Genomic DNA, 26,034 nt, shown 5'->3' with positions numbered 1-26,034 from the left:
TGAAGTGTTTTAGAACAGGTAGTAGCCTGTCTGGTATGCGCGGATACGGTCAGCGTATGACAGCTTTTGGAAATGGAAACTTATTGCCAGGGGTCATCATCAATCCCTGGCTATTTCGTGCTATAGTCGCAAATCAGGGGATTAATGGCGGAGAGACAGGGATTCGAACCCTGGGTTCCCGTGAAGGAACAACGGTTTTCGAGACCGCCCCGTTCGACCACTCCGGCACCTCTCCGCGGGGGGTGAGCGGCGGTTTAATGTTGAATTCTGATGGGCGCAAGGGGGGATTTTCAACTTCTTGAGGGAAAGTCGATTTTTCATTGTCTGTCAGACAATTTCCCATAGATTCGTGGGTATGACACATTCTCTTCTAAAACCGCTGGCGTCGCTTTGTGCTGCGCTGTTCATTGGCGTCTTCGCATCCGGGCTTCTGTCTCCGGCCAGGGCCGCTGACCGTGCTGAAGTGACAGCTTTTCTTGAGGTTACCGGATTTGACGTGGCGCTGGACAGTATTGCGCTCTCCGCCGAAAGCGCACCCGAGATGCTCGGGCTTGAGGCCGGGGATTTTGGACAGGAGTGGACCCGTCTGGCCGCCCGTGTTTTTGATACAGACCGGATGCGGGCGCTGGCGCTGGATATTCTTGTTGAAACGCTGGACGACGCGGCGCTGGATCACGCGGCAGCCTTTTACGCCAGCGATCTGGGGCAACGGTTGGTCGCAGCCGAAAATGCCGCCCATATGGTTGAGGATGACGAGACCAAGCAAATCGCCGGGCAGCGTATCATAGCTGATTTGGTTCAGGACGGGGCTGACAGGCTGGCGCTCCTTCAGCGCATGACCAAGGCGGTTGATGCCGCAGATACCGGTGTCAAAGCAATCCAGCAGATCCAGTTCCGGTTCCTGATGGCGGCCAGTGCCGCCGGGGTGATTGATCTGCAATTGGATGCCGACGGTTTGCGGGCCTGGCAGCAGGAGCAGGCGCCGGGCATGCGGATGGCGCTTAGGGCCTCCAGCATGGCTTCATCCGCCTATGCCTATCAGGATTTTTCCGATGAAGAGGTCCGTTCTTATGTACGGGCGCTGGAGACGCCGCTGATGCAAGAGGTCTATGAGTTGCTGAATGCAGTACAGTATGAGATCACTGCCAACCGGTTCGAGGCGCTGGCCTACCAGATGAAGGGGTTGGGGCAGGGCGAAGACATCTAGGCGCACCAGTTCCGGGCGGCCCTGTCACCCTTTTCCCTCCGGCCCGGCGCACGACATGTATCGGGGCGGCAATCAGTGGTTGACATGAGCCACTTTCTGGATAAAAAGCGCCCATCCCGGCCCGGAATCTCTGTGCCGGGTCTATTTGTAGTACGGCCCGTACAAGGGTCGCGCTGTTCGAGGCGGCAAAGGTTTAAACACCAAATGCCGAAACACCTGGGGTCCAGGGGCCGAAGGACGCGGTTGAAAAAGGAAAGACGCACATGTTTGCGGTCCTCAAGACTGGCGGCAAGCAGTACAAGGTTCAGGCGGGCGACGTGCTCCGCGTTGAGAAACTTGCTGCAGATGCTGGCGAAAAAATCCAGTTCAACGATGTTCTGATGCTCGGTGGCGACGCCCCCGTGGTCGGCGCTCCCTTTGTTGACGGCGCTGCGGTTCAGGCCGAAGTGATCGATCAGATCAAAGGCGAAAAGCTGATCCATTTCGTGAAGCGTCGTCGTAAGCACTCGTCCAAGCGCACCAAAGGCCACCGTCAGAAGCTGACTCTGGTCAAGATCACCGACATCCTGGCGTCGGGCGCGGACAAATCCGGCGTAAAAGCTGCAACCGGTAAAGGCGCAACCGCACCTGCCGCTGCTGCTCCGGCTGCCAAGAAAGCCGCAGCACCCGCTGCTGCCGGTTCCGACGATCTGACCAAGCTGACCGGTGTCGGCCCTGCCGCCGCTACCAAGCTGAACGACGCTGGTCTGACCAGCTTCGCACAGATCGCAGCCTTGTCGGCAGACGATATTGCTGCTATCGACGCCATCAAAGTGAAACCCGAATGGGTTGAGCAAGCCAAAGATCTGGCTAAAGGCTAAGGAGATAGACAATGGCACATAAGAAAGCTGGCGGTTCCTCCCGTAACGGCCGCGACTCAGCCGGTCGCCGCCTTGGCGTGAAACTGTATGGTGGCCAGGCGGCCATCGCAGGCAACATCATCGTACGTCAGCGCGGCACCAAGTTTTGGCCGGGCGAAGGCGTTGGTCTGGGCAAAGATCACACCATCTTTGCAACCACCGACGGTGCTGTGACCTTCCACAAGGGCCTTAAAGGCCGTACCTTTATTTCGGTTCTCCCAGTGGCGGAGGCCGCTGAGTAAGCCGAACCCGAAGTGGCAAAAAATATTGAGGGGATCGGTGATAGAGCCGGTCCCCTTTTTCGTTTTAACCAGTAATCCGCAAATGATGTCCGACGGGCAGGGTGCTCCGGGGTGGTCCCGGAAGGAAACGCTCCCAACCGGACGAATTTGCAGCCCGGGGCTGGCGTCAGGCAGATCAGCACCTATCTTGGTGCTTTCCCGGAAAGGCCGTACCGGTCGCCGATCGACGATTGGTCTTTTGAGGAGGAGCAAGGCAATGAGTTTGGATCAGACAGACCAGCAACCGGTCATCGAGACAGAGCGGTTTTTGCTGCGTCCGCTGCGCAAATCGGACGCGGGTCTGATCGCGCATTACGCGGGGGATGAACGGGTGGCGCGGATGACCACCTCGATCCCGCATCCGTTGCCCCCCGGCGCTGTCGAGGCCTATGTGGCCCGCGCCATGGCGCCGGACCGCGAGGAGGACATCTGGGCCATCGACGGCACCCCGTCGGGCGGAGATGAGCTGAAGGGTGTGATTGGGCTGAAGCGGATGGACCGCAACCAGTCCGAAGTTGGCTTCTGGATCGCACCGGCGTTCTGGAACACTGGCTTGGCCTCCGAAGCCCTTGAGGCGCTGGTGCAGGCCAATCCCTTGGGCAATGCAGCGATGTTTGCCTCGGTGTTTCAGGACAATCCGGCCTCGGCCCGGGTCCTGATCCATTGCGGGTTCGAATATCTTGGTGATGCAGAGACTTTCTGCGTGGCCCGGGACTCGACCGTGCCGACCTGGACCTACAGCCGAAAACAGTGATTGGCGGCTCTTCCCCAATGGGATAAGCCAATCGCAAAACCATGGCATGGGGTGCTCAATGCCCCTGTCCACAATCGAAAGCTGCAGAGCCGCCGCCTGGCGATCTGCACGAAGGAGCTGACATGAAATTCCTCGATCTGGCAAAGGTCTATATTCGCTCCGGCGCAGGCGGGAACGGGTGTATCAGCTTCCGGCGTGAGAAATACATCGAACACGGTGGCCCCGATGGCGGCGACGGTGGCAAGGGCGGTTCGGTCTGGGTTGAGGCCGTAGACGGGCTCAACACCCTGATCGATTTTCGCTATCAGCAACACTTCTTTGCCAAGAACGGCCAGTCCGGTATGGGGCGTCAGCGCACCGGCAAGGATGGCGATGATATCATCCTGCGGGTGCCGGTCGGCACCGAAATCCTGGATGAGGATGAAGAAACCGTACTGGCGGATATGACCGAACTCGGTCAACGTGTGCTACTGGCCAAGGGCGGCAATGGCGGCTTTGGCAACCTGCATTTCAAAACCTCGGTGAACCAGGCGCCGCGCCGTGCCAATCCCGGTCAGGAAGGCGTCGAGCGCACCATCTGGCTGCGACTGAAACTGATCGCGGATGCCGGCCTGCTGGGTTTGCCGAATGCGGGAAAATCGACCTTCCTGTCGGCGACCTCCAACGCGCGGCCCAAGATTGCCGATTATCCCTTTACCACCCTGCATCCGAACCTTGGCGTGGTTGGCGTTGATAACGCTGAGTTCGTGGTTGCCGATATTCCGGGCCTGATCGAAGGCGCCCATGAGGGACGCGGGATCGGTGACCGGTTCCTGGGCCATGTGGAACGCTGCGCGGTGCTGCTGCATCTGGTGGACGGCACCTCGGAAACGCTGGTTGAGGATTACCATACCATCGTTGGAGAGCTCGAAGCCTATGGCGGCGAGTTGGCGGAAAAGCCCCGGATCACTGCGCTGAACAAGGTGGACGCGCTGGATGACGAGGAGCGCGCGGAGGCGCATGCCGCCCTCGAGGCGGCAGTCGGCGGGCCGGTGCATCTGATGTCTGGCGTCAGCCGCCACGGGTTGACCGACGTGCTGCGCACCCTTCGCAGCCAGATCAAAGAGGATCGCCTGCGTCTGAAACCCGAGGAAGAGGAAGAGACGTGGCAGCCCTGAGCGACGCCCGGCGCATCGTCATCAAGATCGGCTCGGCGCTGTTGGTAGACCGAGCCAGCGGTCAGCTGCGCTCTGGCTGGCTGCATTCCCTTGCCAATGACGTGGCCTGGCTGAAATCGCTGGGCAAGGATGTGGTGATCGTTTCCTCCGGCTCGATCGCGCTGGGGCGCGGGGTGCTTGATCTGCCGCGCCGCGAATTGCCGCTGGAGCAATCGCAGGCTGCTGCTGCGGTGGGCCAGATCCGCCTTGCTCGTGCCTATGAGGAAGCGCTGGCACCGCATGGGATCACCACCGCGCAGGTGCTGGTCACGCTGGAGGACAGTTCGGACCGGCGCAGGTACCTGAATTCCCGGGCGACGCTGGAAACCCTGATTGGTCTGGGCGCGGTGCCCATCGTCAACGAGAATGACACCATCGCCACCGACGAGATCCGTTATGGCGACAACGACAGGCTGGCGGCGCAGGTCGCTGTAACCGTGGGGGCCGATACGCTGGTCCTGTTGTCGGATGTCGATGGGTTCTACAGCGCCAACCCCGCGATCGATCCCGAGGCCCGCCGGTTCGACCGGATCGAAGAGATCACACCCGAGATCGAAGCCATGGCCGGCGACGGGGTGTCGGGCCTGTCCAAAGGTGGCATGATAACCAAATTGATGGCGGCCAAGATGGCCACGGCGGCCGGTTGCGCCATGGTGATCACTGAAGGTTCGGCCCTTAACCCGCTGAAAGCGCTGGAAGACGGTGTTCCCTGCACCTGGTTCGTGGCGCAGGGCGATCCGCAAGCCGCGCGCAAACGCTGGATCGCAGCGATGAAGACGCGCGGCGTGATCACGATCGACGAAGGGGCCGCCAACGCCCTGATGAACGGCAACAGCCTGCTGCCTGCCGGGGTGCGCTATGTAGAGGGGGATTTTGGCCGCGGGGAACCGCTGGCCATCCTCGGCCCAGACGGGCGCAAACTGGGGCAGGGCTTGTCGCGTTATACCGGTGACGAGGCCCGCGCCATTCAGGGGCGCCAGTCGGCCGAGATCGAAGCGACGCTGGGCTATCCGGGCCGGGCTGCATTGATCCACCGGGACGACATCGCCTTCTGATCTTCTTCTATGTGGAATTTCCCTCGCGGTTCGCAGTAGTCTGTGACCCGAGGACGTCAAAGGCATGATACCGATGAAAGACACCGATGATATTCAGGCTCTGATGGCTGAGCTTGGCAAAAATGCAAGGAAAGCTGCGGAAAAACTGGCCACAGCCAGTGCCGAACGCAAGGAAAAGGCGCTTCTGGCCGCAGCAGATGCGGTCTGGCAGCAGCGTGACCAGATCATTGCCGCCAATGAAAAGGATATGGAGTTCGGGCGCTCCAAAGGGTTATCGTCGGCCATGATGGACCGGCTGATGCTGGATGAGGCGCGTATTCAGGGCATCGTCGACGGTCTGCGCGCCGTGGCAGGTCAGAGTGATCCGGTGGGTGAGGTGCTGGAGGAATGGACGCAACCCTCGGGCCTTCGGATTCAGCGGGTCCGGACGCCTCTGGGCGTGATCGGAGTGATCTATGAAAGCCGTCCCAATGTGACCGCGGATGCCGGCGCGCTATGCCTGAAATCCGGCAACGCGGTGATCCTGCGCGGCGGCTCTGAAAGCTTCCATTCGGCGCGCGCCATCCATGCCTGCCTTGCCGAAGGGTTGAAGGCGGCGGATCTGCCGGAAACCGCGGTGCAGTTGGTGCCGACCCGTGACCGCGCGGCGGTGCAGGAATTGCTGACCATGACCGATTATGTCGACGTGATCGTGCCCCGCGGCGGCAAAGGGCTGGTTGGGCTGGTGCAGCGCGAAGCGCGGGTGCCGGTCTTTGCCCATCTCGAAGGCATCGTGCATATCTATCTCGACAAATCCGCCGACCCGCAAAAGGCGCTGGACGTGGTGCTGAACGCGAAAACCCGGCGCACCGGGATCTGCGGCGCCGCCGAATGTCTGCTGATCCATCAGGACATCGCCGAAACCGTCGGCAAGGATGTCCTGACTGCCTTGGCTACAGCTGGCGTCGAAATCCACGCTGAGGAAGGTCTGCCTGGCCCCGGGAACATGGTTGTCGCCACGGCCGATGATTGGGGTAAGGAGCATCTGGACGCCATCATCTCGGCCCGTCAGGTCGCCGATATCGACGAGGCAATCGCCTATATCCGGACGCATCATTCCCAGCATACCGATTGCATCCTGACCGAGGATGAGGCGGCTGTGGATCAGTTCTTTGCCGAACTCGACAGTGCCATCCTGATGCACAATGCCTCGACCCAGTTTGCCGATGGTGGTGAGTTCGGCATGGGCGCGGAAATCGGTATCGCAACCGGCAAGATGCACGCCCGTGGCCCGGTGGGCGCGGCGCAGTTGACCAGTTTCAAATATCTGGTCCGCGGCGACGGAACCACGCGCGCCTGAGGTTCAAATGAAACGCAAAACGCCACCCGCTGGGGTGGCGTTTTCTATTCTAAAAATCGTTTAAATCAGAAGAAGATCGAAATCTTTTCCAGCGCCTGCTCGACCTTCAGGTCGCGCTCTGCCTGCTTTGCGGCGTAGGGCAGCATCGCGAACTGGACCTGCGCGGGGGAGATCTTCACCTCTGCGTTGTCATCGCTGAGGCGCGCCCAGAGCGCATCATCCACATTCAGTTTCGGACCTTCGCCGATGACGGTCCAGTGCCCATCCGCGCAAAGCACGGTGATGGTACCGCCATAGGGCAGGGCGCTTTCCAGGCAGAGCGCGGCAAGGAAGGCCATGCGGACCTCACTGCGGCTGGATCCTTCGAGAGGGGCCCATTGGTAGCTGAGCCGCCCGCCCTTGCTGACGTCATCCAGAACCGAAACAACCTCGGCGCGGCCCATCTGCTGATCACCTGCGGCGCCAAAGGCAATGCGGAAAAACCGGATGCGGGCATTGGCATTGGTCACGCTGTCGGAAATCAGCTCCATCTCGGGACCGGACACTTCGCCAGACATTCCAAGCAGTTCAAGGCCGTTGTTGATGGCGCCGATAGGGCTGATAAGATCGTGGCAGATCCGCGACCCTATCAATGCAGGCAGATCTTCATTATCTACAGCCATGTAATATCCTCCGAATTGGGCCAATTCAAATGACTGACCTCAATGCAATCCTTTCGCCGGGCATGTACGTGAAACATCCGGAACACCCGGAATGGGGGCTCGGGCAGGTACAGTCCAATGCCGCAGGCAAAATCACCGTCAATTTTCGGGACCAGGGCAAGCTCGTGTTCGATGGACGCCAAGTGGCCCTTGTTCCAGTGTTTGAGCCATAATGGTTTACGGCCAGTTAATAAACCCATTTCGGTTTTGTTAAACTCTTGCCTGTTTCAAAGCAGATACGCTATCTGCAGAGCAGCTTCGACCACCGAGAATTCCGATGCCTGACACCCCTTCCGACTTCTCTGTGCGCCTGGCCCGGACCGAAGAAGATCTGCGCGCGGCGCAGGCACTGAGGTACCAGGTTTTTGTGACCGAACTGGGCGGAGATGGGGAGCTTGTCGATCACGCGGCCGGGCTTGAACGCGACCGGTTCGATCCGTTTTTCGATCATATGCTGCTAACTGATACCAACAGTGATCAGGTGGTGGGCGTTTACCGCCTGCTGACCAGTGATCGCGCAGCTGAGGTTGGGCAGTTCTATTCCGAGGATGAATATGATCTGACACCGCTCAAATCCTCGGGCCGCAGGTTGCTGGAACTGGGCCGGTCCTGCCTGCACCCAGAGTATCGCGGCGGCGCGGGGATGTTCCACCTGTGGAACGGTCTTGCGCAATACGTTGCCGAGCATGAGATAGAGGTTCTGTTTGGCGTCGCCAGCTTCCCCGGTACCGACGCGCAGGAACTGGCTGCCCCTTTGACGATGCTGCATCACAACCATCTTGCGCCGCCGGATCTGCGGGTGCGTTCGCGCGTTTACCAGCCAATGGATCTGATTAATCCGCAGCAACTGGACCGGCGCAAGGCGATGGTGGATATGCCAGCGCTGATCAAGGCATACCTGCGTCTGGGCGGTTTTGTCGGCGACGGCGCATTTGTTGACCACACATTCAACACCACGGACGTCTGTCTGGTTCTGGATACCGAGCGGATGAACGCGCGTCAGAAACGGATCTATACCGGCGGCGGGGGCGCGTGAGCCTGCGATGAGCCCGGTCTGGCACAGTGATGAGGCGCCTGATCCGGTGCGGATCGGTCCGCTCGGGTGGATGCTGGTCTGCGTCAGGGTCTTGGTGCTTGGAACGCTGGTATTTGGTGGGCTACTTGTTCTGCTGTTGGTACGGCTGATCGAATATCCGCTGTGTGGGCTGCACCGACCCGTGACGCCTTTCATTACCCAATTCGTCTGCCGCAATGCCTTCCGGGTACTGGGTATGGGGTTTTCCACCACCGGCGCCCTGATGCAGCAGCGCGGGGCCGTCGTGGCCAACCATACGTCCTGGCTGGATATTTTTGCGCTCAACGCGCGCAAGCGGATTTATTTCGTCTCCAAGGCCGAGGTCGCAGGGTGGCCCGGCATCGGTTGGCTGGCGCGGGCGACCGGAACCGTGTTCATCGACCGCAACCCCAAGAAAGCCAAAGAGCAAACCCTGCTGTTCGAAGAGCGCCTGAAGGCCGGGCACAAGCTGTTGTTCTTTCCTGAAGGCACCTCGACCGATGGCCTCAGGGTTTTGACATTCAAAACAACACTCTTCGCCGCGTTCTTTAGTGACCACCTGCGCGATTTCATGCATGTTCAGCCGGTATCGGTGGTGTTCTTCGCCCCCAGCGGTGCGCCGGACCGGTTCTATGGCTGGTGGGGTGATATGGAGTTTGGGCCGCATCTGCTGAAGACCCTCGCCGCAACCCGACAAGGCCGAGTTGAGCTGATGTACCACCCGCCGCTACGCGTTGCTGATTTTTCAAATCGCAAAGATCTGGCGGCGGCCTGCGAGGCCCAAGTGCGCGCAGGCCATGAGCAGTTGCGGGAAGAGGCAGCGAAATAAGCCTTGCGCCCCTGTCAAAGGTGACTTATACGAGCGCCATCGAACCCGCAGGCGGGGTTTGGGCCGATTTGGGGGAGACATCCCCAACGGCCCGCCGGTTGGAGCATCCGCTCTGAGACCCCCGCCGAGGATTAAACCGGAAAAGGAAAAGATAGCATGGCTCTTCCCGAGTTCACCATGCGTCAGCTGCTCGAAGCTGGCGTTCACTTCGGCCACCAGACTCAGCGCTGGAACCCGCGCATGTCGCCCTTCATCTATGGCGCGCGCAACGGCATCCACATCATGGACCTCACCCAGACCGTTCCGATGCTGGACCAGGCTCTGCAGGTTGTTCGTGACACCGTTGCAAAAGGCGGCCGTATCCTGTTCGTCGGCACCAAGCGTCAGGCGGCTCAGCCGATTGCAGACGCGGCAGAGAAGTCGGCTCAGTACTACATGAACCACCGTTGGCTGGGCGGCACGCTCACCAACTGGAAAACCGTTTCCCAGTCGATCAACCGTCTGAAGGAAATCGACGAGAAGATGGAAACCGGTGCTGAAGGCCTCACCAAGAAAGAGCGCCTGGGCATGGAACGTGACCAGACCAAACTGCAGGCTTCGCTCGGCGGGATCCGCGAAATGGGCGGCGTGCCGGACCTGCTGTTCGTCATCGACGTGAAAAAAGAAGCGCTGGCCATCGCCGAAGCCAAGAAACTGGGTATCCCGGTTGTGGCAATCGTCGATACCAACTGCTCGCCCGATGGCGTTGACTACATCATCCCCGGCAACGACGACGCATCCCGCGCCATCGCTCTGTACTGCGATCTGGTTGCCCGCGCTGCGCTGGACGGCATGTCCGCACAGCTGGGTGCAGCTGGTGTTGACCTCGGCGCCCTGGAAGAAGCTCCCGAAGAGGAAGCTGTTTCCGAGGAAGCTCAGGCCTGATCCTGCCTGTCACAGATTTGACATCAGGGGCAGGGTATTTCCTGCCCCAATTCCGTTTCGATTTGAGGAGAGCCTAACATGGCAATCACAGCAGCACTCGTGAAAGAACTGCGCGACTCGACCGGCGCCGGCATGATGGACGCCAAAAAAGCGCTGACCGAAACCAATGGCGACATGGAAGCGGCCGTCGACTGGCTGCGCACCAAAGGTCTCGCCAAAGCCGCCAAGAAATCCGGCCGCACCGCAGCCGAAGGCCTGGTCGCTGTCGTCGTCGAAGGTGGCAAGGGCGTCGCCGTTGAAGTGAACTCGGAAACCGACTTCGTTGCGAAGAACGGCGAATTCCAGGAAATGGTTGCCGGCATCGCCAAGGCAGCTCTGAACGTTGATGACGTCGACGGTCTGAACGCGGCCGATCTGGGTGGTAAATCCGTTGCTGACACCCTGACCGACAAGATCGCCACCATCGGCGAAAACATGACCCTGCGCCGGATGGCCAAGATCGAAGGCGAAACTGTTGTGTCCTACGTGCACAACGCTGCCGCTGACGGCATGGGCAAAATCGGTGTCCTGGTTGCAATGACCGGTGGCGACGAAGCCTTTGGCAAGCAGGTTGCAATGCACATCGCCGCGGTTAACCCCGCTGCCCTGAGCGAAGCTGATATGGACCCGGCGGTTGTCGAGAAAGAGAAGCAGGTTCAGATGGACATCGCCCGTGAATCCGGCAAGCCGGAGCAGGTTATCGAGAAGATGATCGTTGGCCGCATGAAGAAATTCGTTGCGGAATCGACACTGCTGAACCAGCAGTTCGTCGTGAATCCCGACCTGACCGTCGAAGCCGCTGCCAAGGAAGCTGGCGCCACCGTGACCGGTTTCATCCGTGTTGAGGTTGGTGAAGGCATCGAAGTCGAAAAAGAAGATTTCGCAGCTGAAGTCGCAAAAGCGGCTCAGGGCTAATCTGCCTAGACAGACTATTAAGGGGCCGGTGGGGAAACCTACCGGCCTTTTTTGCGTTTCTAGAGCACTTTGATGGGTTAGAGGATCGTGTCTCGGCTCGAGGAACGTCTGAGCCAGCCCAGGGCGAACAGGCAGGGCGAATAGGGGATATGATCGGGGAATATGGGGCCCCACTGATAGGGATGGATGGGACCCCAAAAACATGATCACCGACGCTGAGTATAAGCGTCGGCAACCACACAGGTCGGAGAGCCTTGGTATTACAAGGGTCGTTTCCCAAAGTTCCTAGGCTAAAGCCACCACTCACGGAACATTTACAGACTGCGTTTTTTTGTACGAAATCGGTAGTAGTGTATTCCTTACCTATTTGACGCTCTTTAGCGTCTGGCAGGCTTAAACCTCCCTAGCGGAAACTCACATTAGGCGGGCCGGTTAGGGGGATGCCGTCACGATTCCATCACATACATCTGGTTGTGCAAGGCTGCCTTGAGTACGGCCTGGGCCGTTGTTTCCACTGCCAGCGCGTCCCGGGCCAGGCGCAGGTGCTTTTCGACCGTGGCCGGGGTCAGGCCCATGAGGATCGCGATGTCCTGCGTCGTCTTGCCATCTCCGACCCATTGCAGCGCTTCCCGTTGCCGTTTGGTGAGGGCCCGGTTCGGAGGGCTATAGGGCAGGGTGAGGATCTTCAGATGCGCCACGTTGTTCATAAGGATGATATCGCTGCCGTGGTCACCCCAGATCGCATCGACCTCGTCCTGCGACAGCTCACTGCGCGCAGCCAGCGAGATCGCACCTTTGAAACGCGCCGAATTGGAATGAAAGCTGACCGTATAGCCCGCGTTCATCTTCATCTTTCTGTTGAACTCCAGCACCCGTTCGCCATCTGGGCCAAGCTGACCATTCTCGATCATCTTCTGAATCAGATGCCAGCTGCCGGCGCCTTCGTTTTCCAGTGCCCAGCGCAGCATCGGCGCGCTGGAATAAAGGCCCCGGTGCAGGAACCCGTTCAGATACTCCGGCGAATGGTTGGACAGCACGACAAAATCTTCCGGATCCCCCAGAGAGGTTTCTGTCTTGTAGCGAGTGTATCCGTAAATCAGCCTGTCAAATTCGAACTTTGCCATCTGATCCACGTGCCCATGCCACAGCTCTTCGAGCGTCTTGGCCCCGCACACGAAATGCAGATAGTCAGAAAGGTTCATTCAGGCTCCGCCTCTCGTTCAAAATGCTTGGCCAGGGCATCGATGGCAAACAAATACCCCTGTGTTCCAAAACCGCAAATCTGGCCGATGACGGCACGCGAGATAAATGACCTGTGGCGAAACTCTTCGCGGGCGTGGATGTTGGATAGGTGGACCTCCACGGCCGGAATTTCAACCGAAAAGAGAGCGTCCATTAGTGCAATTGACGTATGCGTGTGCGCGCCAGCGTTCAGGATGATCCCGGAATGGGTGCCGCGCGCCGCATGAATGGCATCCAGCAACACACCTTCGTGATTGGATTGCAGGCAGACAGCCTCAAGGCCCTGCGCTCTGGCATGGGCAACGCAGGCTGCTTCGGCCATTTCCAGAGTTTCCCGTCCGTAGACTTCCGGCTGGCGCGTCCCCAGAAGATTAAGATTCGGACCATTGAGGATCAGAATACTGCGCATCGCATCATCCTTGTGCAGTTCATGTCCCGGAAACTACAGGAGAACTTTATTAAAAGCGACGGCGTATATGCGCCTTTTTGAACGTGTTCCTACTTTGTTACAGAGAGTTTACTTGGGGGAAGGTGCAGCGCCATCATCCGGCCTCCTGTGGTGCTGCACCCCAAATGTTAATCGTTGGTCAGGACGATTTTGCCCAGCGCCTTGCGGTCCTGAACAAGGTTCAGCGCAGTGGCAGCATCCTGCATCTTCAGCGTTTCGCTGATACGTGGTTTGATCTTGCCCTGCTCGTAAAGGGCGAACAATTCAGCCATGTTTTCTGCATGGCCCTTGGGGTCACGATAGACAGAGGCCCCCCAGAACACGCCTACGATATCACAACCTTTGAGAAGCGGCAGATTCATAGGGATTTGCGCGATGCCGGCCGGGAAGCCAACGACCAGAAACCGGCCTTCCCAGGCCATCGCCCGCAAGGCTGGTTCCGAATAGGCGCCGCCCACGGAGTCATAGACCACATCGACACCATCTTTTCCCGACAAGGATTTGATCTGGGACGAAAAATCTTTCTGCTGCCCCTTGTCGAGGCTGCGGCCGTAGACCAGCGTTTCATCCGCTCCAACCTCGCGGCAGAAGGCAGCCTTGTCGTCCGAAGACACTGCCGCGATCACCTTGGCGCCCATCGCCTTGCCCAGTTCGATGGCAGCCACGCCGACACCGCCGGCAGCCCCCAGGATCAAAAGGCTTTCGCCCGGTTTCATATGCGCGCGGTCCTTCAGCGCGTGATAGGATGTGCCATAGGTAAAAACGAAACAGGCGGCGTCCTCAAACGGCATCGCGTCGGGAATACGGATCGCCTGCGCTGCGTCGATGCAGCGATGGGTGGCAAATCCACCATGGCCTGTCAGTGCCAGAACCCTATCCCCAATGGCGTAGCCTTCGACACCCTCACCAATGGCGGCGACCACTCCGGCGATTTCACCGCCGGGCGCAAAGGGGCGCGGGGGCTTCATCTGATAGAGGTCCTGAATGATCAGCGTGTCGGGAAAATTGACACCGGCGGCACGGATTTCTACCAACAATTCCCCCTTGGCGGGCGCCGGGTCCGGTAGCTCTGTCCATGTCAGACTCTCGGGTCCGCCGGGCTCGATGCTGAGCATTGCTTTCATGTTTTTTCCTCTTCCCACCAGTGTCAGATGCCAAAATTACGTAAAGTCTTGGGGCTGTCTGGAGCGTTGTCAATGGAATAGCGAAATGCAATTCTGCTATGTGAAACATCACGAGCCGAGTGGAACCATGGGGGGAGATCATGACCACGAGTACACAGCCGGAGTTTGCGGATACACCTGAGTTTCGCAAGCAAATCCGGGCATGGCTGGAGGAGAATTGCCCCGAGGACATGCGCGATGGCGCCAGTGGCGAAGGTGCCATCTGCTGGGGCGGCAAGACTTGGGAGTTTTCCTCTCCCGCGCAGAAACTCTGGCTGGATCGCTGCGGTGCTGCCGGACTGACGGTTCCAACCTGGCCGCGTGCCTATGGCGGCGCAGGCCTGTCCCGAGCGCAGGACAAGATCCTGAAAGAGGAGATTGCCGAGCTAGGCGCGCGCTCACCCCTTGATAGCTTCGGAATCTGGATGCTTGGTCCGGCCCTTTTGAAGTTCGGCAGCGAAGAGCAGAAGCAAACCTACCTGCCGCCCATTGCGCGCGGTGAAATCCGTTGGTGTCAGGGCTATTCTGAGCCGGGCGCGGGTTCTGATCTTGCTGGGGTTCAGTCACGGGCCGAGGATCGAGGCGATCACTGGCTGGTCAATGGGCAGAAGATCTGGACCTCTTATGCGGACAAGGCCGATTGGATCTTCGCACTGCTGCGCACCGACCGCGACGCGCCCAAGCATAAGGGAATTTCCTTTATTCTGATGGATATGAGTTCAAAAGGGGTTTCGACCCGCCCGATCCGGCTGATTTCCGGCGCCTCGCCATTTTGCGAAACCTTCTTTGATGACGTTGAGGTGCCGAAATCTCAGGTGGTCGGGGACGTGAATCGGGGCTGGGACGTGGCCAAATACCTGCTGACTCACGAACGCGAGATGATCAGCGCCGGCGGGCAGACCATGGGCGCGGGCCGGGCGCTGGGAGCGGTTCTGGCCGATGCGGAAACCGGCCAAAGCGATCCGGTGCTGCGCGCCGACGCGATGCGCACGGAAGTCGACGCATTGGCGATGGAGATGACGCTGGAACGCTACAAGGATCAGGCCGAAGGCGGGCAGGGCGTCGGTGATGCCTCTGCGATGCTGAAATATGCCGGAACCGAGCTCAACAAACGCCGACTGGAACTGGTGATGGCCGCAGGCGGCAGCGATGCGCTGGACTGGGATGACGGGCGTGCGCCCTCCTGGCTGCGCACCAAGGCGAACTCGATCGAGGGCGGCACCTCCGAGGTGATGCTATCGATCATTTCCCGCCGCATTCTGGGGCTTCCGGGGTAAGACTGATGCTGAAACTCATTCAAACTGAAGAAGAAATCATGCTGCAGGAAGCCGCCCGGGGGCTTTTGGACAGATCCGCTCCAGTCTCGCGCCTGCGGGAGTTGCGCGACGCCAACCAGACCCGCGACGATGCCCTATGGCAGGAAATGGTCGATGCGGGCTGGGCCGGGATCCTGGTCCCGGAAAGCGCAGGCGGCGCCGATATGGGGCACACCGCCGCCCATGTGCTGGCGCGTGAAATGGGCCGGACGCTGGCCGTCAGCCCGTTCCTGAGCACAGCCGTCATGGCGGCGACGGTGTTGCGGCGGCTTGATGATCCACGATGTCAGGCTGCGCTGGCGCAGATTGCCAGCGGCGCGCGGACCTATGCCATTGCTGTTGATGAAGGCTCCAAGTTCAATCCGGAGCGCATTGAACTCATGGCAGAAAAGCGCGGCAACGGCTACGTCCTGAAGGGTGAAAAGCGCTTTGTCGTGGATGGAGGAAATGCCGATCACGTGCTGGTTCTGGCGCAAAGCAAGGACGGCCCGTGCCTGTTTGATCTGCCTGCTGATCGCGCGGGGCTGAGGCGCAATGTATCTGCGATGATCGACAGCCGCGACGCGGCGCGGCTGGAGTTTGATGATGTTGCCGTTTCGGGCGACGAATTGCTCGGCGCTGCCGGGGATGGCAGGGCGCTGTTGCGTTATGGGCTGGAGGCTGGGCAGGCTGCGCTTGCCGCCGAAAGCACCGGTCTGGCGCAGGCGGCCTTTGCCATCACCACCGAATACCTGAAAGAGCGCAAGCAGTTCGGTGTCACCATCGCCAGTTTTCAAGCCTTGCAACACCGCGCCGCGCATCTGTGGTGCGAGATCGAGATGACAACCTCAGCCGTGCTGCAGGCAGGCCGGATTCTGGACGCTGATCCGGATGCCGCCACGTTGGCGGTTTCAGTGGCCAAGGCGCGGGCGATTGATACGGCGCAACTCGCCGCGCGCGAAGGGGTTCAGATGCACGGCGGGATCGGGATGACCGATGCCTACGACATGGGATTCTATATGAAACGCGCCCGCGTCGCGGCAGAGTGGCTGGGCGATTACGGCTACCACGCCGCCCAGGTGGCGCAGCTGCGCGGATTTTAAAGGATACGATATGATGGATCTGTTTTCACTGGAGGGCAAAACCGCCCTGATCACCGGCGGCGCCACAGGTATTGGTCGGATGGCAGCCGAAGCGATGGTGCGGGCCGGGGCGCGGGTGCTGATCGCATCGCGTAAAGGCGACGCCTGCGTCGCGGTCGCAGAAGAATTGAACGCGATGGATGCGCCGGGATCGGCTGAAGGTTTTGCCGCCGATATCGGCACGGTCGAAGGGATCGATGCGCTGGTTGAGGAAATCAAGACCCGCGCACCTGCGCTGCATATTCTGATGAACAATTCCGGGGTGACCTGGGGCGCGCCACTGGGGCAGTTTCCCCATCAGGCCTGGGAAAAGGTGATGTCGGTCAACGTCGCAGGGGTCTTCGATCTGACACAAAAACTGCTGCCGCTGCTGATTGCCTCCTCGGATGCGGATGATCCGGCACGGGTGATCAACGTCGGTTCGGTCATGGGAGAAATCCCGATGGGTGATGGCGCCTACAGCTATGCCGCGTCAAAGGCCGCGGTGATCCATATGTCCAAAATCCTGGCCAAGGAGCTGGCCCATCAGCACGTCACCGTCAATGCGCTGGCACCGGGGCCGTTTGTGTCGCGGATGACCGCCTTTGCCACTGGCGATGAGGAGAAGCGTGAAAAGGTCGGCAATGATGTGCCGCTGGGCCGCGTCGGGCGGGAGGATGACATCGCCGGCTGCGTGCTGTTTCTGGCCGGGCGCGGTGGGTCCTACGTCACCGGCGCAGTGATCCCCGTATCCGGCGGTATCAATGTGATGTCGGGGCACAACCTGTTCCAAAGCGCGCTCGACTAACACATAAATACAAAGACTTGAGGTTATAAGATGACTGACGCCACCTGGTCCCGGAATGAGGATCACCTGCCTGCCGCCCTGCGTGGATTGCGGATCCCGCTGATCGCATCGCCGCTGTTTATCATTTCGGTGCCGGAGCTGGTGATCGCCCAGTGCAAGGCTGGGATCATCGGGGCCTTTCCGGCGCTGAACGCACGCGAAACTGAGGGCGAGCCGCCATTACTGGAGGCCTGGCTGAAGCAGATCACCGAAGAGCTGGACCGCCACAATCAGGAAAACCCGGACCGTCCGGCAGCGCCCTTTGCCGTCAATCAGATCGTGCACCGGTCCAACACCCGGTTGGAACGGGATCTTGAGATTTGCACCCGCTGGAAAGTACCGGTCTGGATCACCTCGCTTGGCGCGCGCCCCGAGGTGAACGAGGCAGCACATTCCTGCGGCGGCGTAGTGCTGCACGATGTGATCAACAACCGCTTTGCAAAGAAGGCGATCGAAAAAGGCGCCGACGGTCTGGTGGCCGTGGCCGCCGGTGCCGGCGGGCACGCCGGGCAGCAATCGCCCTTCGCCCTGATCCGCGAGATCCGCAGCTGGTTCGATGGTCCGCTGGCCTTGTCGGGCGCCATTGCAACCGGCGAATCCCTGCTGGCCGCGCGTGCCATGGGCGCCGACTTCGGCTATGCCGGCTCACCCTTTATCGCTACGCATGAGGCAAACGCCCAAAGCGAATACAAGGACATGATCGTCGAATCCGGCGCCGAGGATATTGTCTATTCCTCATTGTTTACCGGAGTTTGGGGGAACTATCTGAAGAAATCCGTGTCCCGTGCAGGTATGGACCCGGACAACCTGCCGACGGCGGATGCTTCCTCGATGAACTTTGGCAGCGGGTCGTCCAAACCAAAGGCGTGGAAAGAAATCTGGGGGTCCGGGCAGGGCATCGGCGCGGTGACCGAGGTTTGCTCGACCGCCGATCTGGTGGACCGGTTTGACCGCGAATACCGCGCCGCAGGGGCGCGGCTGGCGGCAGAGTTTACAGGCTGAACCATGGCAGAAATTCTTGTGGTCCGGCACGGGCAGGCCTCTTTTGGCGCGGACAATTACGATGAGCTGAGCGAAAAGGGCCGCAATCAGGGGCGCCTGTTGGGCGATACCCTGCGGGCGATGGGCTGGACCCCGGATCGCGCCATCACCGGCTCTCTGGCGCGGCAGAAACAGACGTTGCAGGAAATGGGATTTGACGTCCCCCCGGAAGAGCATGCAGGCTGGAATGAATATGATTTCCACGATCTGCTGCACAGCCGGTTCGGCGGGCAGGCCCCATCCGAGGTGATCCAGGACCGCAAAACCCATTTTCGCGCGTTGCGCGAAACCCTTGCCGAATGGCAGCAGGGCGGCGTGTCCGGTGCCTCGGAAAGTTGGGCAGAGTTCATCGCCCGGGTTGAGGCCGCGCGTCAACATGCGGCAGAGACAGAGGCCGAACGTGTTTTGGTGGTCAGTTCCGGTGGGGTGATTGCCCGGCTTGTCGCTGCAACGTTGCAGGTTCCGGACAGCCAGATGATTGCCCTGAACCTGCAGGTCAAGAACACCTCCCTGACCCGGTTCATTTCCGGAAGGGGAAAGTTTTTCCTGCATGAATTCAACTCAGTACCGCACTTTCATGATTCAGATCGCGCAAAGCTGATGAGCTATAGCTGAAGGAGCAAGAGATGAGCAGCGATACCCAGACCCTGGACATTGATGCAATCCGGACTTTTCTCGATGGACGTCTTCCCGGCTTTGACGGCGCGGTCGAGGTGCAGAAATTCGCAACCGGACAGTCGAACCCGACCTTCCTGATTAAAACGCCAGCAGGGCAATACGTGCTGCGGCGCAAGCCGCCGGGGGTGCTGCTGAAATCTGCCCATGCGGTGGACCGTGAATTCCGGGTGCAAAAGGCGCTGGCTGATACCGAGGTACCGGTGGCCCGGATGCATCTTCTGTGCGAGGACGACAGCGTGATTGGCTCGGCCTTTTACATCATGGACCACGTTGCGGGGCGCAATTTCACCGATCCGGTGATGGGCGATACCGATCCCGCAACCCGCGGCGCGGTGATCGACGATATGAACCGGGTGCTCGCGGCGCTGCATGACGTCGATGTCGACGCGGTGGGGCTTTCGGACTATGGGCCGCCCGGCAACTATTTCGAACGTCAGCTGGGCCGTTGGACCAAGCAATACAAGGCCTCGGAAACCCGGACCATCCCGGAGATGGACGAACTGATGAAGTCCCTTGAGGAACAGATGCCCGCCGATGACGGTCAGCGCGGTCTGGTCCATGGCGATTACCGCATCGACAATATGATCTTCAGCGCCGATGAGCCGCGCTGCCTTGCGGTGCTGGATTGGGAGCTTTCGACCATCGGACATCCCTATGCCGATCTGGCGGGTGTGATCATGCAGTGGCAGATGCCACCGGGACAAGAGGGGCGCGGATTGGCCGGTCTGGATCGCAAGGTACTCGGCCTGCCGTCGGATGAGGAGTTCATCGAAGCCTATTGCCGCCGTCGTGGCCTGCCGGAGATCGATAATTTCGGCTTCTACCTATCCTTCAGTTTTTTCCGGATGGCGGGAATCCTTCAGGGGGTCCTGAAACGCGCGCTGGATGGCAACGCATCGAACCCGGAACGCGCCCGCAAGCTGGGGGATTTTGTTCCCATCTTCGCGCAAAGTGGACTCAACGCACTGAGCAGCACCAAGTAAGGCGACACGCCGGGCAGGGCGGGTCACTTGCCGCTGCCCGCTGCTTTGCGGTTTTATAACGGTCGCCAGTCTTGGCGGCCGTTTTTCAAGAATTTCTGATTTTTACACGCGGCGGGCCAACGACTTGCGTGGTTTTACGTATCTCTTAACACTCGACCCGTAGCCAAAGGCTGCGCATTATGGACTGAAACATGGCTCGTGGTTCGCCGCGGCCAATTGGGAGGAACACGTCAATGACAGAGGCTGGCTGGCTGAACACCAGGGACCTTGGTGACGGAATCGTAGAACTGCAACTGGGCCGGGCGCCGGTCAACGCGCTGAGCGCGGATTTCCTGATGGAGTTCGCAGCCAAGATTGACGAGATGGGACAGGATCCGGCGGTCAGCGCCATCGTGTTGAAAAGCCCGTTCAAAGTCTTTTCCGCTGGGCTGGATCTGAAAGAAGCGCAGGAGTTCGATCTTGAGCAGCAGCACGCCATTGTGCGCGGCCTGAACGAAGGCTTCCTGGCGCTTTACAGCTGCCCGAAACCGGTAGTGGCTGCTGTTGGCGGCGCTGCAATTGCCGGTGGGTTGTTTTTCGTTCTGGCCAGCGACGTGCGGGTGGGCCACTCCAGATCCGCCTATGGACTGGCCGAGGTGCGCGTCGGCGCGGACTTCCCGATAGGGCCGCTGGAAATCGCCAAAGCTACGCTCGACAGCAACACGCAGCGGCGCCTGATGCTGACCGGACAATCCATCGGACCGATCGCGGCCCGGAACTATGGCCTCGTCGATATCATTGCCGAGGATATGGAGGATCTTGAGATCTACGCGCTGCGCGAGGCCCGCAAGCTGGCGGAACTGCCGCCGCAGACCTTTGCCTCGGTCAAGATGCAGCTGCGCGGCGAGGTGATCGACCGCATCAAGGCGGGGATCGCCGCAGGCGGCAACGCACCAGAGGGTGGCTGGTTCAATTCCGAAACCAAGGCCGCGATGGAAAAGATGATCAGCGGCCGGGGCGAGTAGGCACACCGGCCCGCACCAAGACAGACAGGGAGGAAATCAATGCTGGACCACGACCGGCTGGACCGCGTGAAGGCATGGCAGCAACGCTATGTGGATCAAAGGAAATATGCCGGCAGTTCGGTCTTGATCAACGAAGGTGGGCAGGAAGCGTTCTTTTACGCAACGGGTCTGAGAAATATCGAGGAAGGTCTGCCTTTTACCCGCGATACGCTGGTACGGATCTACTCGATGACCAAACCGGTGACCTCCCTTGCTATCATGATGCTGCTGGAAAAGGGGCTGTTTCACCTGGATGCGCCGGTGTCGGATTTCATTCCCGAATTCACCGACATGCAGGCACTGGTCCGAGGGGCAACGGCAATTGATCAGGTCGAACCCAGCCGGGCGCCAACGCTGCATGAACTGCTGACCCATACCAGCGGCCTTAGCTATCCTTTCAACCCCGGCGTTTTGCCCGCAGCCATGGAAGAGCAGCAGCTGATGTTCAAACCGGGGCAGGGTAAATTGGAAAAGATGGCGGCGGAACTGGCTGCCTATCCGCTCGCCTTTCAACCCGGCACACGCTGGGAATACTCGGTCAGTATCGATGTTCTGGGCCGCGTCGTCGAAGTTGTTTCGGGCAAGACACTTGGCGATTTTTTTGAAACCGAAATCTTTGCTCCGCTCGGCATGAGTGAGACAGCGTTCCGGGTCCCGCGTGGCACCGGTGATCGCTTTGCCTCGCTCTATACCCCGCTCGCTGGGGATGCGATGGCGCTGAATTCGGCAAAGACCGGCGGTGAAACCCTGCGCCTGACGGATCTGCACGGGGGCTCTCCGTTTGAAACGACTGAGATGATGTCTGGTGGCGGCGGGTTGGTCGGAACCATTGATGACTACATGAAGTTTTCCGAAATGCTGCGGCGCCGCGGCGCCCATAAGGATGGCTATCTGATCAGCCCGAAAACCGCTGATTTCATGATGCGGAACCATTTGCCTGGGGATATCGCCTCCATGGGGCCGCAAAGTTTTGCCGAACAGCCGATGGAAGGCATGGGCTTTGGCCTGGGCGGCGCCGTGGTGATGGATCCCGGCCGGGCGCGCTGCCCCGGGTCCGTAGGTGACTTTAGCTGGGGCGGCATGGCTTCGACCTTCTTCTGGATGGACCCGGTGTTGGATCTGTCGGTCGTGTTCTTTACCCAGCTGTCGCCCAGCAGTTCCTATCCCTCGCGGGCTGAGTTGAAGGCGCTGGTACATGGGGCAGTGATCTGATGAGCGATATGCCCGACCGTAAGATCCTGTGGACCCCAAGCGCGGAGCGCGCCGAGGCGAGCCGCATGGCGGCATTCGAGCGCTGGCTGGCTGCGGAGAAGGGAAAAACCTTCGACGATTACAATGGCCTGTGGGAGTGGAGCGTTTCCGACCTTGAAGGGTTCTGGGGCGCTTTGGCCGAGTTCTTTGACCTGGAATTCACCACACCGCCGAGCCGGATTCTGGGAAATCGCAGCATGCCTGGCGCAGAATGGTGCCCGGGCGGAGAGTTGAACTGGGCCGGGCACATTCTGCGGCAGGTCGACAAAACCCCGCAGGAACAGGCGCTTGTCGTTCATTCTGAAACCTTTGGCGGATCCGAGCTGACCTGGGCCGAACTCGCAGCTCAGGTGGCCAGCGTAGCTGCAAGCCTGCGGGCCATGGGCGTCGGGCAGGGCGACAGGGTCACCGCCGTTTTGCCCAATACCGAGGCCGCGATTATCGCCTGTCTGGCCACCGCCAGCCTTGGCGGCATCTGGTCGCTTTGCGCACCAGATATGGGCCATGTTGCCATTCTGGACCGCTTCCGCCAGATCGAGCCCAAGGTCCTTATCTATCAGGACGGATATGTGCATGCGGGCAAGACCATGGACCGGCGCGAAGTGCTGACCACCATTGCCGACGGCCTGCCAAGCGTGACCCACCGCGTGGTACTGCCGGTGGTCGGTGATCTGCCCGATGGCGCAACCCATTGGCATGATATGATCGGGGATGTTCACGCCCCGCTAGAGTTTACGCCGGTTCCTTTCGATCATCCGCTGTGGGTGGTCTATTCCTCTGGCACCACCGGAAATCCGAAACCCATCGTGCACGGGCACGGTGGCATTCTGTTCGAAGGCGTCAAGCAATCACTGCATCAGGATCTGAGTTCCGACAGCCGGTTTTGCTGGCTGACGTCGTCGGGCTGGGTGATGTGGAACGCGCAATTCGTGGCCTTGGGGCAGGGCGCAACGACACTGCTTTATGACCGGGCGCCGAACCACCCCGATATGCTGGACCTGTGGCGGTGCTGCGCGGATGAGCGGATCACCTATCTGGGCGTCGGCGCCGCTTATATCACCGCCTGCGTGAAATCCGGCATCAGACCCGGGCATGATCTTGATCTGTCGGCGCTGGTCTCGCTTGGCACCACTGGATCGCCGCTGACCTCGGATGGCTATGATTGGGTGTATTCCGAGGTAAAGGCCGACATCTGGCTTGCGCCGATCTCCGGCGGTACCGATCTGTGCGGCGCCTTCGTCTGCGGCAACGTCATGCTGCCGGTGCGCGCGGGCGAAATGCAGTGCCGCGCGCTTGGCAATGCGGTACGTGCCTTTGATGAGACCGGACAGGAAGTGATCGGCAGCGTCGGAGAGCTGGTCTGCACCGAACCTTTGCCGTCTATGCCGTTGTTTTTCTGGGGTGATGAAGATGGATCGCGCCTGCATGACAGCTATTTCGATACCTATCCCGGTATCTGGCGCCATGGCGACTGGATCGAAATCACCCCCGAGGGCGGATCGGTGATCTATGGCCGCTCGGACGCGACGATCAACCGGCGCGGGCTGCGGCTTGGCTCTTCGGAAATCTATCAGGCCGTCGAAGGTCTTGAGGACGTGCTGGACAGCCTTGTCGTTGATTTGGAATTCCTCGGGCGCGACAGTTTCATGCCGCTGTTCGTGGTACTGGCCGAGGGGCAAGAGCTGGATGACGCCATGCGCGACAAGATCCGAAGTGCGATCCGCAGCGGCGTGTCGGCGCGGTTCGTGCCCGATGAAATAATCAGCGTCCCCGAAGTCCCGCGCACGCTTTCGGGAAAGAAGCTGGAAGTGCCCGTGAAAAAGCTGCTACTTGGAGGGGACCCCGCAAAAGTCGTGAACCGTGACTCGATGGCCAACCCTGACAGTTTCGATCTGTTCATCGCCTATGCAAAGACGCGGGAGGCTGGTTGAGGAAGGCGCCATAAATGAATGATGTTGGGAAGGTTTTGCTCAATCTTCTGGATCTGGAGCGGCTGGATACGAACCTGTATCGTGGCATTGGCTCCGGTGGTGAAACCCCCATGCGGATTTATGGCGGGCAGGTTATCGCCCAGGCACTGACGGCAGCCTATGCCACCGTGTCTGGGCGGTTGTGCCATTCGCTGCATGCCTATTTCATTCGGCCAGGCGATCCCGCAAGCCCAGTCATTTATGAGGTCGATCCGGCCCGCGATGGCGGGAGTTTCACTACCCGGCGCGTCATCGCCATTCAAAACGGCAAGCAGATCCTCAACCTTGCCGCATCTTTCCACAAGGAAGAACCGGGCTGGAGCCATCAGCATACAATGCCGGATGTCCCACCGCCGGATGGGTTGCAGAGCCGGGATGAGCTGCACGAGCTGCATGCCCACCGGATTTCCAAGGACATGCGCGAGGAATTCACCCGTCAGCGCCCGTTTGAAATCCGCGATATTGAGCCGCGCGATCCGCTGGACCCCCAGGTTTGCAGCGATATCAATCACATGTGGATCAAAATGGAATCTGCCAAGGACGCTGGGCCAGAGCTGCAGCATGTGCTGATGGCCTATGCATCGGACTTTGGTCTCTTGGGGTCAGCGCTGCGTCCACACGGGCTGACCTGGTACAAGCCCGAAGCGATGACCGCGAGCCTGGACCATGCCATGTGGTTCCATGCGCCGGTGAGGTTTGAAAACTGGCACCTTTATACGATGGATTCACCCTTTGCCGGGAATGGCCGCGGCTTTAACCGCGGCTCGATCTACACGCAGGATGGCCAACTGGTGGCCAGCGTTGCACAGGAAGGGCTGATGCGACCGATCAGCAGCTGAGCGCGTCTTCAAAAATCACGTGTTATCAAAGCGATCGCGCAGTTTCTGCATGCCGGTGATCCAGCGGTCATAATCGGCCGTCTTGGCCCGCATGTAGCTTTCGACCTTGGGGTGTGGCAGCACCAGGAACTTGCCAGCCTCAATCGCTTCGGCGCAGGCGGTGGCCACATCTTCGGGCTCCAGAAGCCCGTCGACACTGGCGACACTGTTTTCCAATCCACGGGTCATTTCTGACCGTACGGCCTGCGGACACAGGACCGAAACTCCGATGCCCTGATCGCCATAAGTGATTGCCAGCCATTCAGAAAAGCCAACGGCCGCGTGCTTGGTTACGCCGTAGGGCGCGGCGCCGATCTGGTTGAGCAGACCTGCGGCCGAGGCCGTGTTCAGGATGTATCCGCCGCCGCGATCCAGCATGCGTGGCACCAGATGCCGCGCAGTCCAGACGTGGGACATTACGTTGATGTCCCAGATCCTCTGCCAGTCGTCATTGCTGACCTCAAAACCGCCGCGGGTCAGGATACCAGCGTTGGCGCAGAACAGGGTAATCGGTGCGATCTCGGTTTCCACACAATCGACCAACGCAGCGATGCTGTCCTCGGATGCGACGTCCACATGCTTGGCAGTGCCGCCGATCTCGATCGCCGTTGCCTCAGCTCCGGCAAGATCGATATCGGCGCAGATCACATGCGCGGCGCCCATATGCGCAAATTTCTCGGCTAGTCCTTTGCCAATCCCATGGGCAGCGCCGGTGACGACAACACAGCTGTTTTTGATTTGCATGATTGATCTTGCGCTCCATATTTGACCCGAATTCACGCTAGCCGGAGCAAGAGGAGCTGCCAATCCCGTGTGACGGAACGGAATTCCATTTATATAACATAATACCAATTATGCGATTGTTAGGTGGTAGCAAGGGC

27 protein-coding genes and 1 tRNA gene are annotated in these 26,034 nt (G+C 59.8%); 22 read left to right on the top strand and 6 right to left on the bottom strand.

The annotated features are described in order from the left end of the window. Positions 1 to 145: 145 nt before the first annotated feature. Positions 146 to 235 (bottom strand) — tRNA-Ser (locus JL2886_RS01000). Positions 236 to 355: 120 nt separating this feature from the next. Here JL2886_RS01000 and JL2886_RS00995 point away from each other — a divergent pair. The 7 genes from JL2886_RS00995 (at position 356) to JL2886_RS00965 (ending at position 6,731) form a co-directional block, all read left to right on the top strand. After that, positions 356 to 1,207: a DUF2059 domain-containing protein gene (locus JL2886_RS00995; RefSeq protein ID WP_065270311.1), complete on the top strand. Its 852-nt coding sequence runs from the start codon at positions 356 to 358 to the stop codon at positions 1,205 to 1,207. Between the two features lie 263 nt (positions 1,208 to 1,470). Then, positions 1,471 to 2,067: a 50S ribosomal protein L21 gene (locus tag JL2886_RS00990; protein ID WP_065270310.1), complete on the top strand. Its 597-nt coding sequence runs from the start codon at positions 1,471 to 1,473 to the stop codon at positions 2,065 to 2,067. An 11-nt stretch (positions 2,068 to 2,078) separates the two neighbouring features. Continuing rightward, positions 2,079 to 2,348: a 50S ribosomal protein L27 gene (gene rpmA, locus JL2886_RS00985; protein ID WP_065270309.1), complete on the top strand. Its 270-nt coding sequence runs from the start codon at positions 2,079 to 2,081 to the stop codon at positions 2,346 to 2,348. 256 nt (positions 2,349 to 2,604) lie between these two features. Beyond that, positions 2,605 to 3,141, top strand: a complete 537-nt coding sequence (locus JL2886_RS00980; RefSeq protein ID WP_065270308.1) for a GNAT family N-acetyltransferase — start codon at positions 2,605 to 2,607, stop codon at positions 3,139 to 3,141. 122 nt (positions 3,142 to 3,263) lie between these two features. Further along, a complete protein-coding gene (gene obgE / locus JL2886_RS00975; RefSeq protein WP_065270307.1) occupies positions 3,264 to 4,298 on the top strand; it encodes a GTPase ObgE in 1,035 nt (344 codons plus the stop codon). After that, the gene (gene proB, locus JL2886_RS00970) at positions 4,286 to 5,392 is read left to right on the top strand and encodes a glutamate 5-kinase (RefSeq protein WP_065270306.1); all 1,107 of its coding nucleotides are present in this window, start codon (positions 4,286 to 4,288) and stop codon (positions 5,390 to 5,392) included. Before obgE ends, proB begins: the two co-directional genes overlap by 13 nt. Positions 5,393 to 5,465: 73 nt before the next feature. Beyond that, positions 5,466 to 6,731, top strand: coding sequence for a glutamate-5-semialdehyde dehydrogenase (locus tag JL2886_RS00965; RefSeq protein ID WP_065270305.1), 1,266 nt, complete (start codon positions 5,466 to 5,468; stop codon positions 6,729 to 6,731). A gap of 65 nt (positions 6,732 to 6,796) precedes the next feature. Here the strand turns inward: JL2886_RS00965 and JL2886_RS00960 are convergent, their stop codons facing one another. Next, the gene (locus JL2886_RS00960) at positions 6,797 to 7,393 is read right to left on the bottom strand and encodes a histidine phosphotransferase family protein (protein ID WP_065270304.1); all 597 of its coding nucleotides are present in this window, start codon (positions 7,391 to 7,393) and stop codon (positions 6,797 to 6,799) included. Positions 7,394 to 7,422: 29 nt separating this feature from the next. Here JL2886_RS00960 and JL2886_RS00955 point away from each other — a divergent pair, with 29 nt between their 5' ends. The 5 genes from JL2886_RS00955 to tsf all read left to right on the top strand — a co-directional run bounded on the left by JL2886_RS00955 (position 7,423) and on the right by tsf (position 11,193). Continuing rightward, positions 7,423 to 7,605, top strand: a complete 183-nt coding sequence (locus tag JL2886_RS00955; protein WP_065270303.1) for a DUF3553 domain-containing protein — start codon at positions 7,423 to 7,425, stop codon at positions 7,603 to 7,605. A 104-nt stretch (positions 7,606 to 7,709) separates the two neighbouring features. Further along, entirely contained in the window at positions 7,710 to 8,468 is a 759-nt protein-coding gene (locus JL2886_RS00950; RefSeq protein ID WP_065270302.1) for a GNAT family N-acetyltransferase, read from the top strand. Positions 8,469 to 8,475: 7 nt separating this feature from the next. After that, positions 8,476 to 9,315: a lysophospholipid acyltransferase family protein gene (locus tag JL2886_RS00945; protein ID WP_065270301.1), complete on the top strand. Its 840-nt coding sequence runs from the start codon at positions 8,476 to 8,478 to the stop codon at positions 9,313 to 9,315. A gap of 156 nt (positions 9,316 to 9,471) precedes the next feature. Further along, positions 9,472 to 10,239, top strand: coding sequence for a 30S ribosomal protein S2 (gene rpsB / locus JL2886_RS00940; protein ID WP_065270300.1), 768 nt, complete (start codon positions 9,472 to 9,474; stop codon positions 10,237 to 10,239). Between the two features lie 78 nt (positions 10,240 to 10,317). Next, positions 10,318 to 11,193: a translation elongation factor Ts gene (gene tsf, locus JL2886_RS00935; protein ID WP_065270299.1), complete on the top strand. Its 876-nt coding sequence runs from the start codon at positions 10,318 to 10,320 to the stop codon at positions 11,191 to 11,193. A gap of 446 nt (positions 11,194 to 11,639) precedes the next feature. Here the strand turns inward: tsf and JL2886_RS00930 are convergent, their stop codons facing one another. From JL2886_RS00930 to JL2886_RS00920, 3 genes are all read right to left on the bottom strand, one after another. Further along, positions 11,640 to 12,395 (bottom strand): autoinducer binding domain-containing protein, encoded by a 756-nt coding sequence (locus JL2886_RS00930; RefSeq protein WP_065270298.1) that lies wholly within the window; start codon positions 12,393 to 12,395, stop codon positions 11,640 to 11,642. Continuing rightward, a complete protein-coding gene (gene aroQ / locus JL2886_RS00925) occupies positions 12,392 to 12,844 on the bottom strand; it encodes a type II 3-dehydroquinate dehydratase (RefSeq protein ID WP_065270297.1) in 453 nt (150 codons plus the stop codon). The genes JL2886_RS00930 and aroQ overlap by 4 nt, the downstream gene beginning before the upstream one ends. Before the next feature lie 167 nt (positions 12,845 to 13,011). Continuing rightward, positions 13,012 to 14,007: an NADPH:quinone oxidoreductase family protein gene (locus JL2886_RS00920; RefSeq protein ID WP_065270296.1), complete on the bottom strand. Its 996-nt coding sequence runs from the start codon at positions 14,005 to 14,007 to the stop codon at positions 13,012 to 13,014. A 140-nt stretch (positions 14,008 to 14,147) separates the two neighbouring features. On the opposite strand from JL2886_RS00920, the gene JL2886_RS00915 reads away from it, so the two are divergent. The 10 genes from JL2886_RS00915 (at position 14,148) to JL2886_RS00870 (ending at position 25,114) form a co-directional block, all read left to right on the top strand. Next, positions 14,148 to 15,323 (top strand): acyl-CoA dehydrogenase family protein, encoded by a 1,176-nt coding sequence (locus JL2886_RS00915; RefSeq protein ID WP_065270295.1) that lies wholly within the window; start codon positions 14,148 to 14,150, stop codon positions 15,321 to 15,323. 5 nt (positions 15,324 to 15,328) lie between these two features. Next, positions 15,329 to 16,444 carry an acyl-CoA dehydrogenase family protein gene (locus tag JL2886_RS00910; protein ID WP_197492331.1) on the top strand — a complete coding sequence of 372 codons (1,116 nt, stop codon included), beginning with the start codon at positions 15,329 to 15,331 and terminating at the stop codon, positions 16,442 to 16,444. 10 nt (positions 16,445 to 16,454) lie between these two features. Further along, positions 16,455 to 17,270 (top strand): SDR family oxidoreductase, encoded by an 816-nt coding sequence (locus tag JL2886_RS00905; RefSeq protein WP_065270294.1) that lies wholly within the window; start codon positions 16,455 to 16,457, stop codon positions 17,268 to 17,270. 30 nt (positions 17,271 to 17,300) lie between these two features. Continuing rightward, entirely contained in the window at positions 17,301 to 18,311 is a 1,011-nt protein-coding gene (locus JL2886_RS00900) for an NAD(P)H-dependent flavin oxidoreductase (RefSeq protein ID WP_065270293.1), read from the top strand. A gap of 3 nt (positions 18,312 to 18,314) precedes the next feature. Then, complete coding sequence (locus tag JL2886_RS00895) at positions 18,315 to 18,965, top strand: histidine phosphatase family protein (protein WP_065270292.1); 651 nt, start codon at positions 18,315 to 18,317, stop codon at positions 18,963 to 18,965. Positions 18,966 to 18,976: 11 nt separating this feature from the next. After that, positions 18,977 to 20,011 (top strand): phosphotransferase family protein, encoded by a 1,035-nt coding sequence (locus JL2886_RS00890; protein ID WP_065270291.1) that lies wholly within the window; start codon positions 18,977 to 18,979, stop codon positions 20,009 to 20,011. 233 nt (positions 20,012 to 20,244) lie between these two features. Beyond that, the gene (locus tag JL2886_RS00885; RefSeq protein WP_065270290.1) at positions 20,245 to 21,015 is read left to right on the top strand and encodes an enoyl-CoA hydratase/isomerase family protein; all 771 of its coding nucleotides are present in this window, start codon (positions 20,245 to 20,247) and stop codon (positions 21,013 to 21,015) included. A 39-nt stretch (positions 21,016 to 21,054) separates the two neighbouring features. Further along, entirely contained in the window at positions 21,055 to 22,266 is a 1,212-nt protein-coding gene (locus JL2886_RS00880; RefSeq protein WP_420480633.1) for a serine hydrolase domain-containing protein, read from the top strand. 8 nt (positions 22,267 to 22,274) lie between these two features. After that, positions 22,275 to 24,236, top strand: a complete 1,962-nt coding sequence (locus JL2886_RS00875; protein ID WP_065273458.1) for an acetoacetate--CoA ligase — start codon at positions 22,275 to 22,277, stop codon at positions 24,234 to 24,236. A gap of 14 nt (positions 24,237 to 24,250) precedes the next feature. Continuing rightward, positions 24,251 to 25,114 (top strand): acyl-CoA thioesterase, encoded by an 864-nt coding sequence (locus JL2886_RS00870; protein ID WP_065270289.1) that lies wholly within the window; start codon positions 24,251 to 24,253, stop codon positions 25,112 to 25,114. Positions 25,115 to 25,129: 15 nt separating this feature from the next. Here the strand turns inward: JL2886_RS00870 and JL2886_RS00865 are convergent, their stop codons facing one another. Next, complete coding sequence (locus JL2886_RS00865; protein ID WP_065270288.1) at positions 25,130 to 25,897, bottom strand: SDR family oxidoreductase; 768 nt, start codon at positions 25,895 to 25,897, stop codon at positions 25,130 to 25,132. Positions 25,898 to 26,034: the final 137 nt, after the last annotated feature.

This window comes from Phaeobacter gallaeciensis, assembly GCF_001678945.1.
GTDB lineage: Bacteria > Pseudomonadota > Alphaproteobacteria > Rhodobacterales > Rhodobacteraceae > Phycobacter > Phycobacter gallaeciensis_A.
The sequence above is the reverse complement of the archived record's forward strand: the minus strand, read 5'-3'. Positions and strand labels throughout refer to the sequence as shown.

Coding starts and splice junctions, on each gene's coding strand:
- JL2886_RS00890 (WP_065270291.1), top strand. CDS start 18,977: ATGAGCAGCGATACCCAGACCCTGGACATTGATGCAATCCGGACTTTT.
- obgE (WP_065270307.1), top strand. CDS start 3,264: ATGAAATTCCTCGATCTGGCAAAGGTCTATATTCGCTCCGGCGCAGGC.
- JL2886_RS00905 (WP_065270294.1), top strand. CDS start 16,455: ATGATGGATCTGTTTTCACTGGAGGGCAAAACCGCCCTGATCACCGGC.
- JL2886_RS00920 (WP_065270296.1), bottom strand. CDS start 14,007: ATGAAAGCAATGCTCAGCATCGAGCCCGGCGGACCCGAGAGTCTGACA.
- JL2886_RS00870 (WP_065270289.1), top strand. CDS start 24,251: ATGAATGATGTTGGGAAGGTTTTGCTCAATCTTCTGGATCTGGAGCGG.
- JL2886_RS00895 (WP_065270292.1), top strand. CDS start 18,315: ATGGCAGAAATTCTTGTGGTCCGGCACGGGCAGGCCTCTTTTGGCGCG.
- JL2886_RS00995 (WP_065270311.1), top strand. CDS start 356: ATGACACATTCTCTTCTAAAACCGCTGGCGTCGCTTTGTGCTGCGCTG.
- JL2886_RS00950 (WP_065270302.1), top strand. CDS start 7,710: ATGCCTGACACCCCTTCCGACTTCTCTGTGCGCCTGGCCCGGACCGAA.
- aroQ (WP_065270297.1), bottom strand. CDS start 12,844: ATGCGCAGTATTCTGATCCTCAATGGTCCGAATCTTAATCTTCTGGGG.
- JL2886_RS00915 (WP_065270295.1), top strand. CDS start 14,148: ATGACCACGAGTACACAGCCGGAGTTTGCGGATACACCTGAGTTTCGC.
- JL2886_RS00980 (WP_065270308.1), top strand. CDS start 2,605: ATGAGTTTGGATCAGACAGACCAGCAACCGGTCATCGAGACAGAGCGG.
- rpsB (WP_065270300.1), top strand. CDS start 9,472: ATGGCTCTTCCCGAGTTCACCATGCGTCAGCTGCTCGAAGCTGGCGTT.
- JL2886_RS00865 (WP_065270288.1), bottom strand. CDS start 25,897: ATGCAAATCAAAAACAGCTGTGTTGTCGTCACCGGCGCTGCCCATGGG.
- JL2886_RS00960 (WP_065270304.1), bottom strand. CDS start 7,393: ATGGCTGTAGATAATGAAGATCTGCCTGCATTGATAGGGTCGCGGATC.
- tsf (WP_065270299.1), top strand. CDS start 10,318: ATGGCAATCACAGCAGCACTCGTGAAAGAACTGCGCGACTCGACCGGC.
- JL2886_RS00885 (WP_065270290.1), top strand. CDS start 20,245: ATGACAGAGGCTGGCTGGCTGAACACCAGGGACCTTGGTGACGGAATC.
- JL2886_RS00965 (WP_065270305.1), top strand. CDS start 5,466: ATGAAAGACACCGATGATATTCAGGCTCTGATGGCTGAGCTTGGCAAA.
- JL2886_RS00910 (WP_197492331.1), top strand. CDS start 15,329: ATGCTGAAACTCATTCAAACTGAAGAAGAAATCATGCTGCAGGAAGCC.
- JL2886_RS00875 (WP_065273458.1), top strand. CDS start 22,275: ATGCCCGACCGTAAGATCCTGTGGACCCCAAGCGCGGAGCGCGCCGAG.
- JL2886_RS00990 (WP_065270310.1), top strand. CDS start 1,471: ATGTTTGCGGTCCTCAAGACTGGCGGCAAGCAGTACAAGGTTCAGGCG.
- JL2886_RS00880 (WP_420480633.1), top strand. CDS start 21,055: ATGCTGGACCACGACCGGCTGGACCGCGTGAAGGCATGGCAGCAACGC.
- rpmA (WP_065270309.1), top strand. CDS start 2,079: ATGGCACATAAGAAAGCTGGCGGTTCCTCCCGTAACGGCCGCGACTCA.
- JL2886_RS00930 (WP_065270298.1), bottom strand. CDS start 12,395: ATGAACCTTTCTGACTATCTGCATTTCGTGTGCGGGGCCAAGACGCTC.
- JL2886_RS00955 (WP_065270303.1), top strand. CDS start 7,423: ATGACTGACCTCAATGCAATCCTTTCGCCGGGCATGTACGTGAAACAT.
- JL2886_RS00900 (WP_065270293.1), top strand. CDS start 17,301: ATGACTGACGCCACCTGGTCCCGGAATGAGGATCACCTGCCTGCCGCC.
- JL2886_RS00945 (WP_065270301.1), top strand. CDS start 8,476: ATGAGCCCGGTCTGGCACAGTGATGAGGCGCCTGATCCGGTGCGGATC.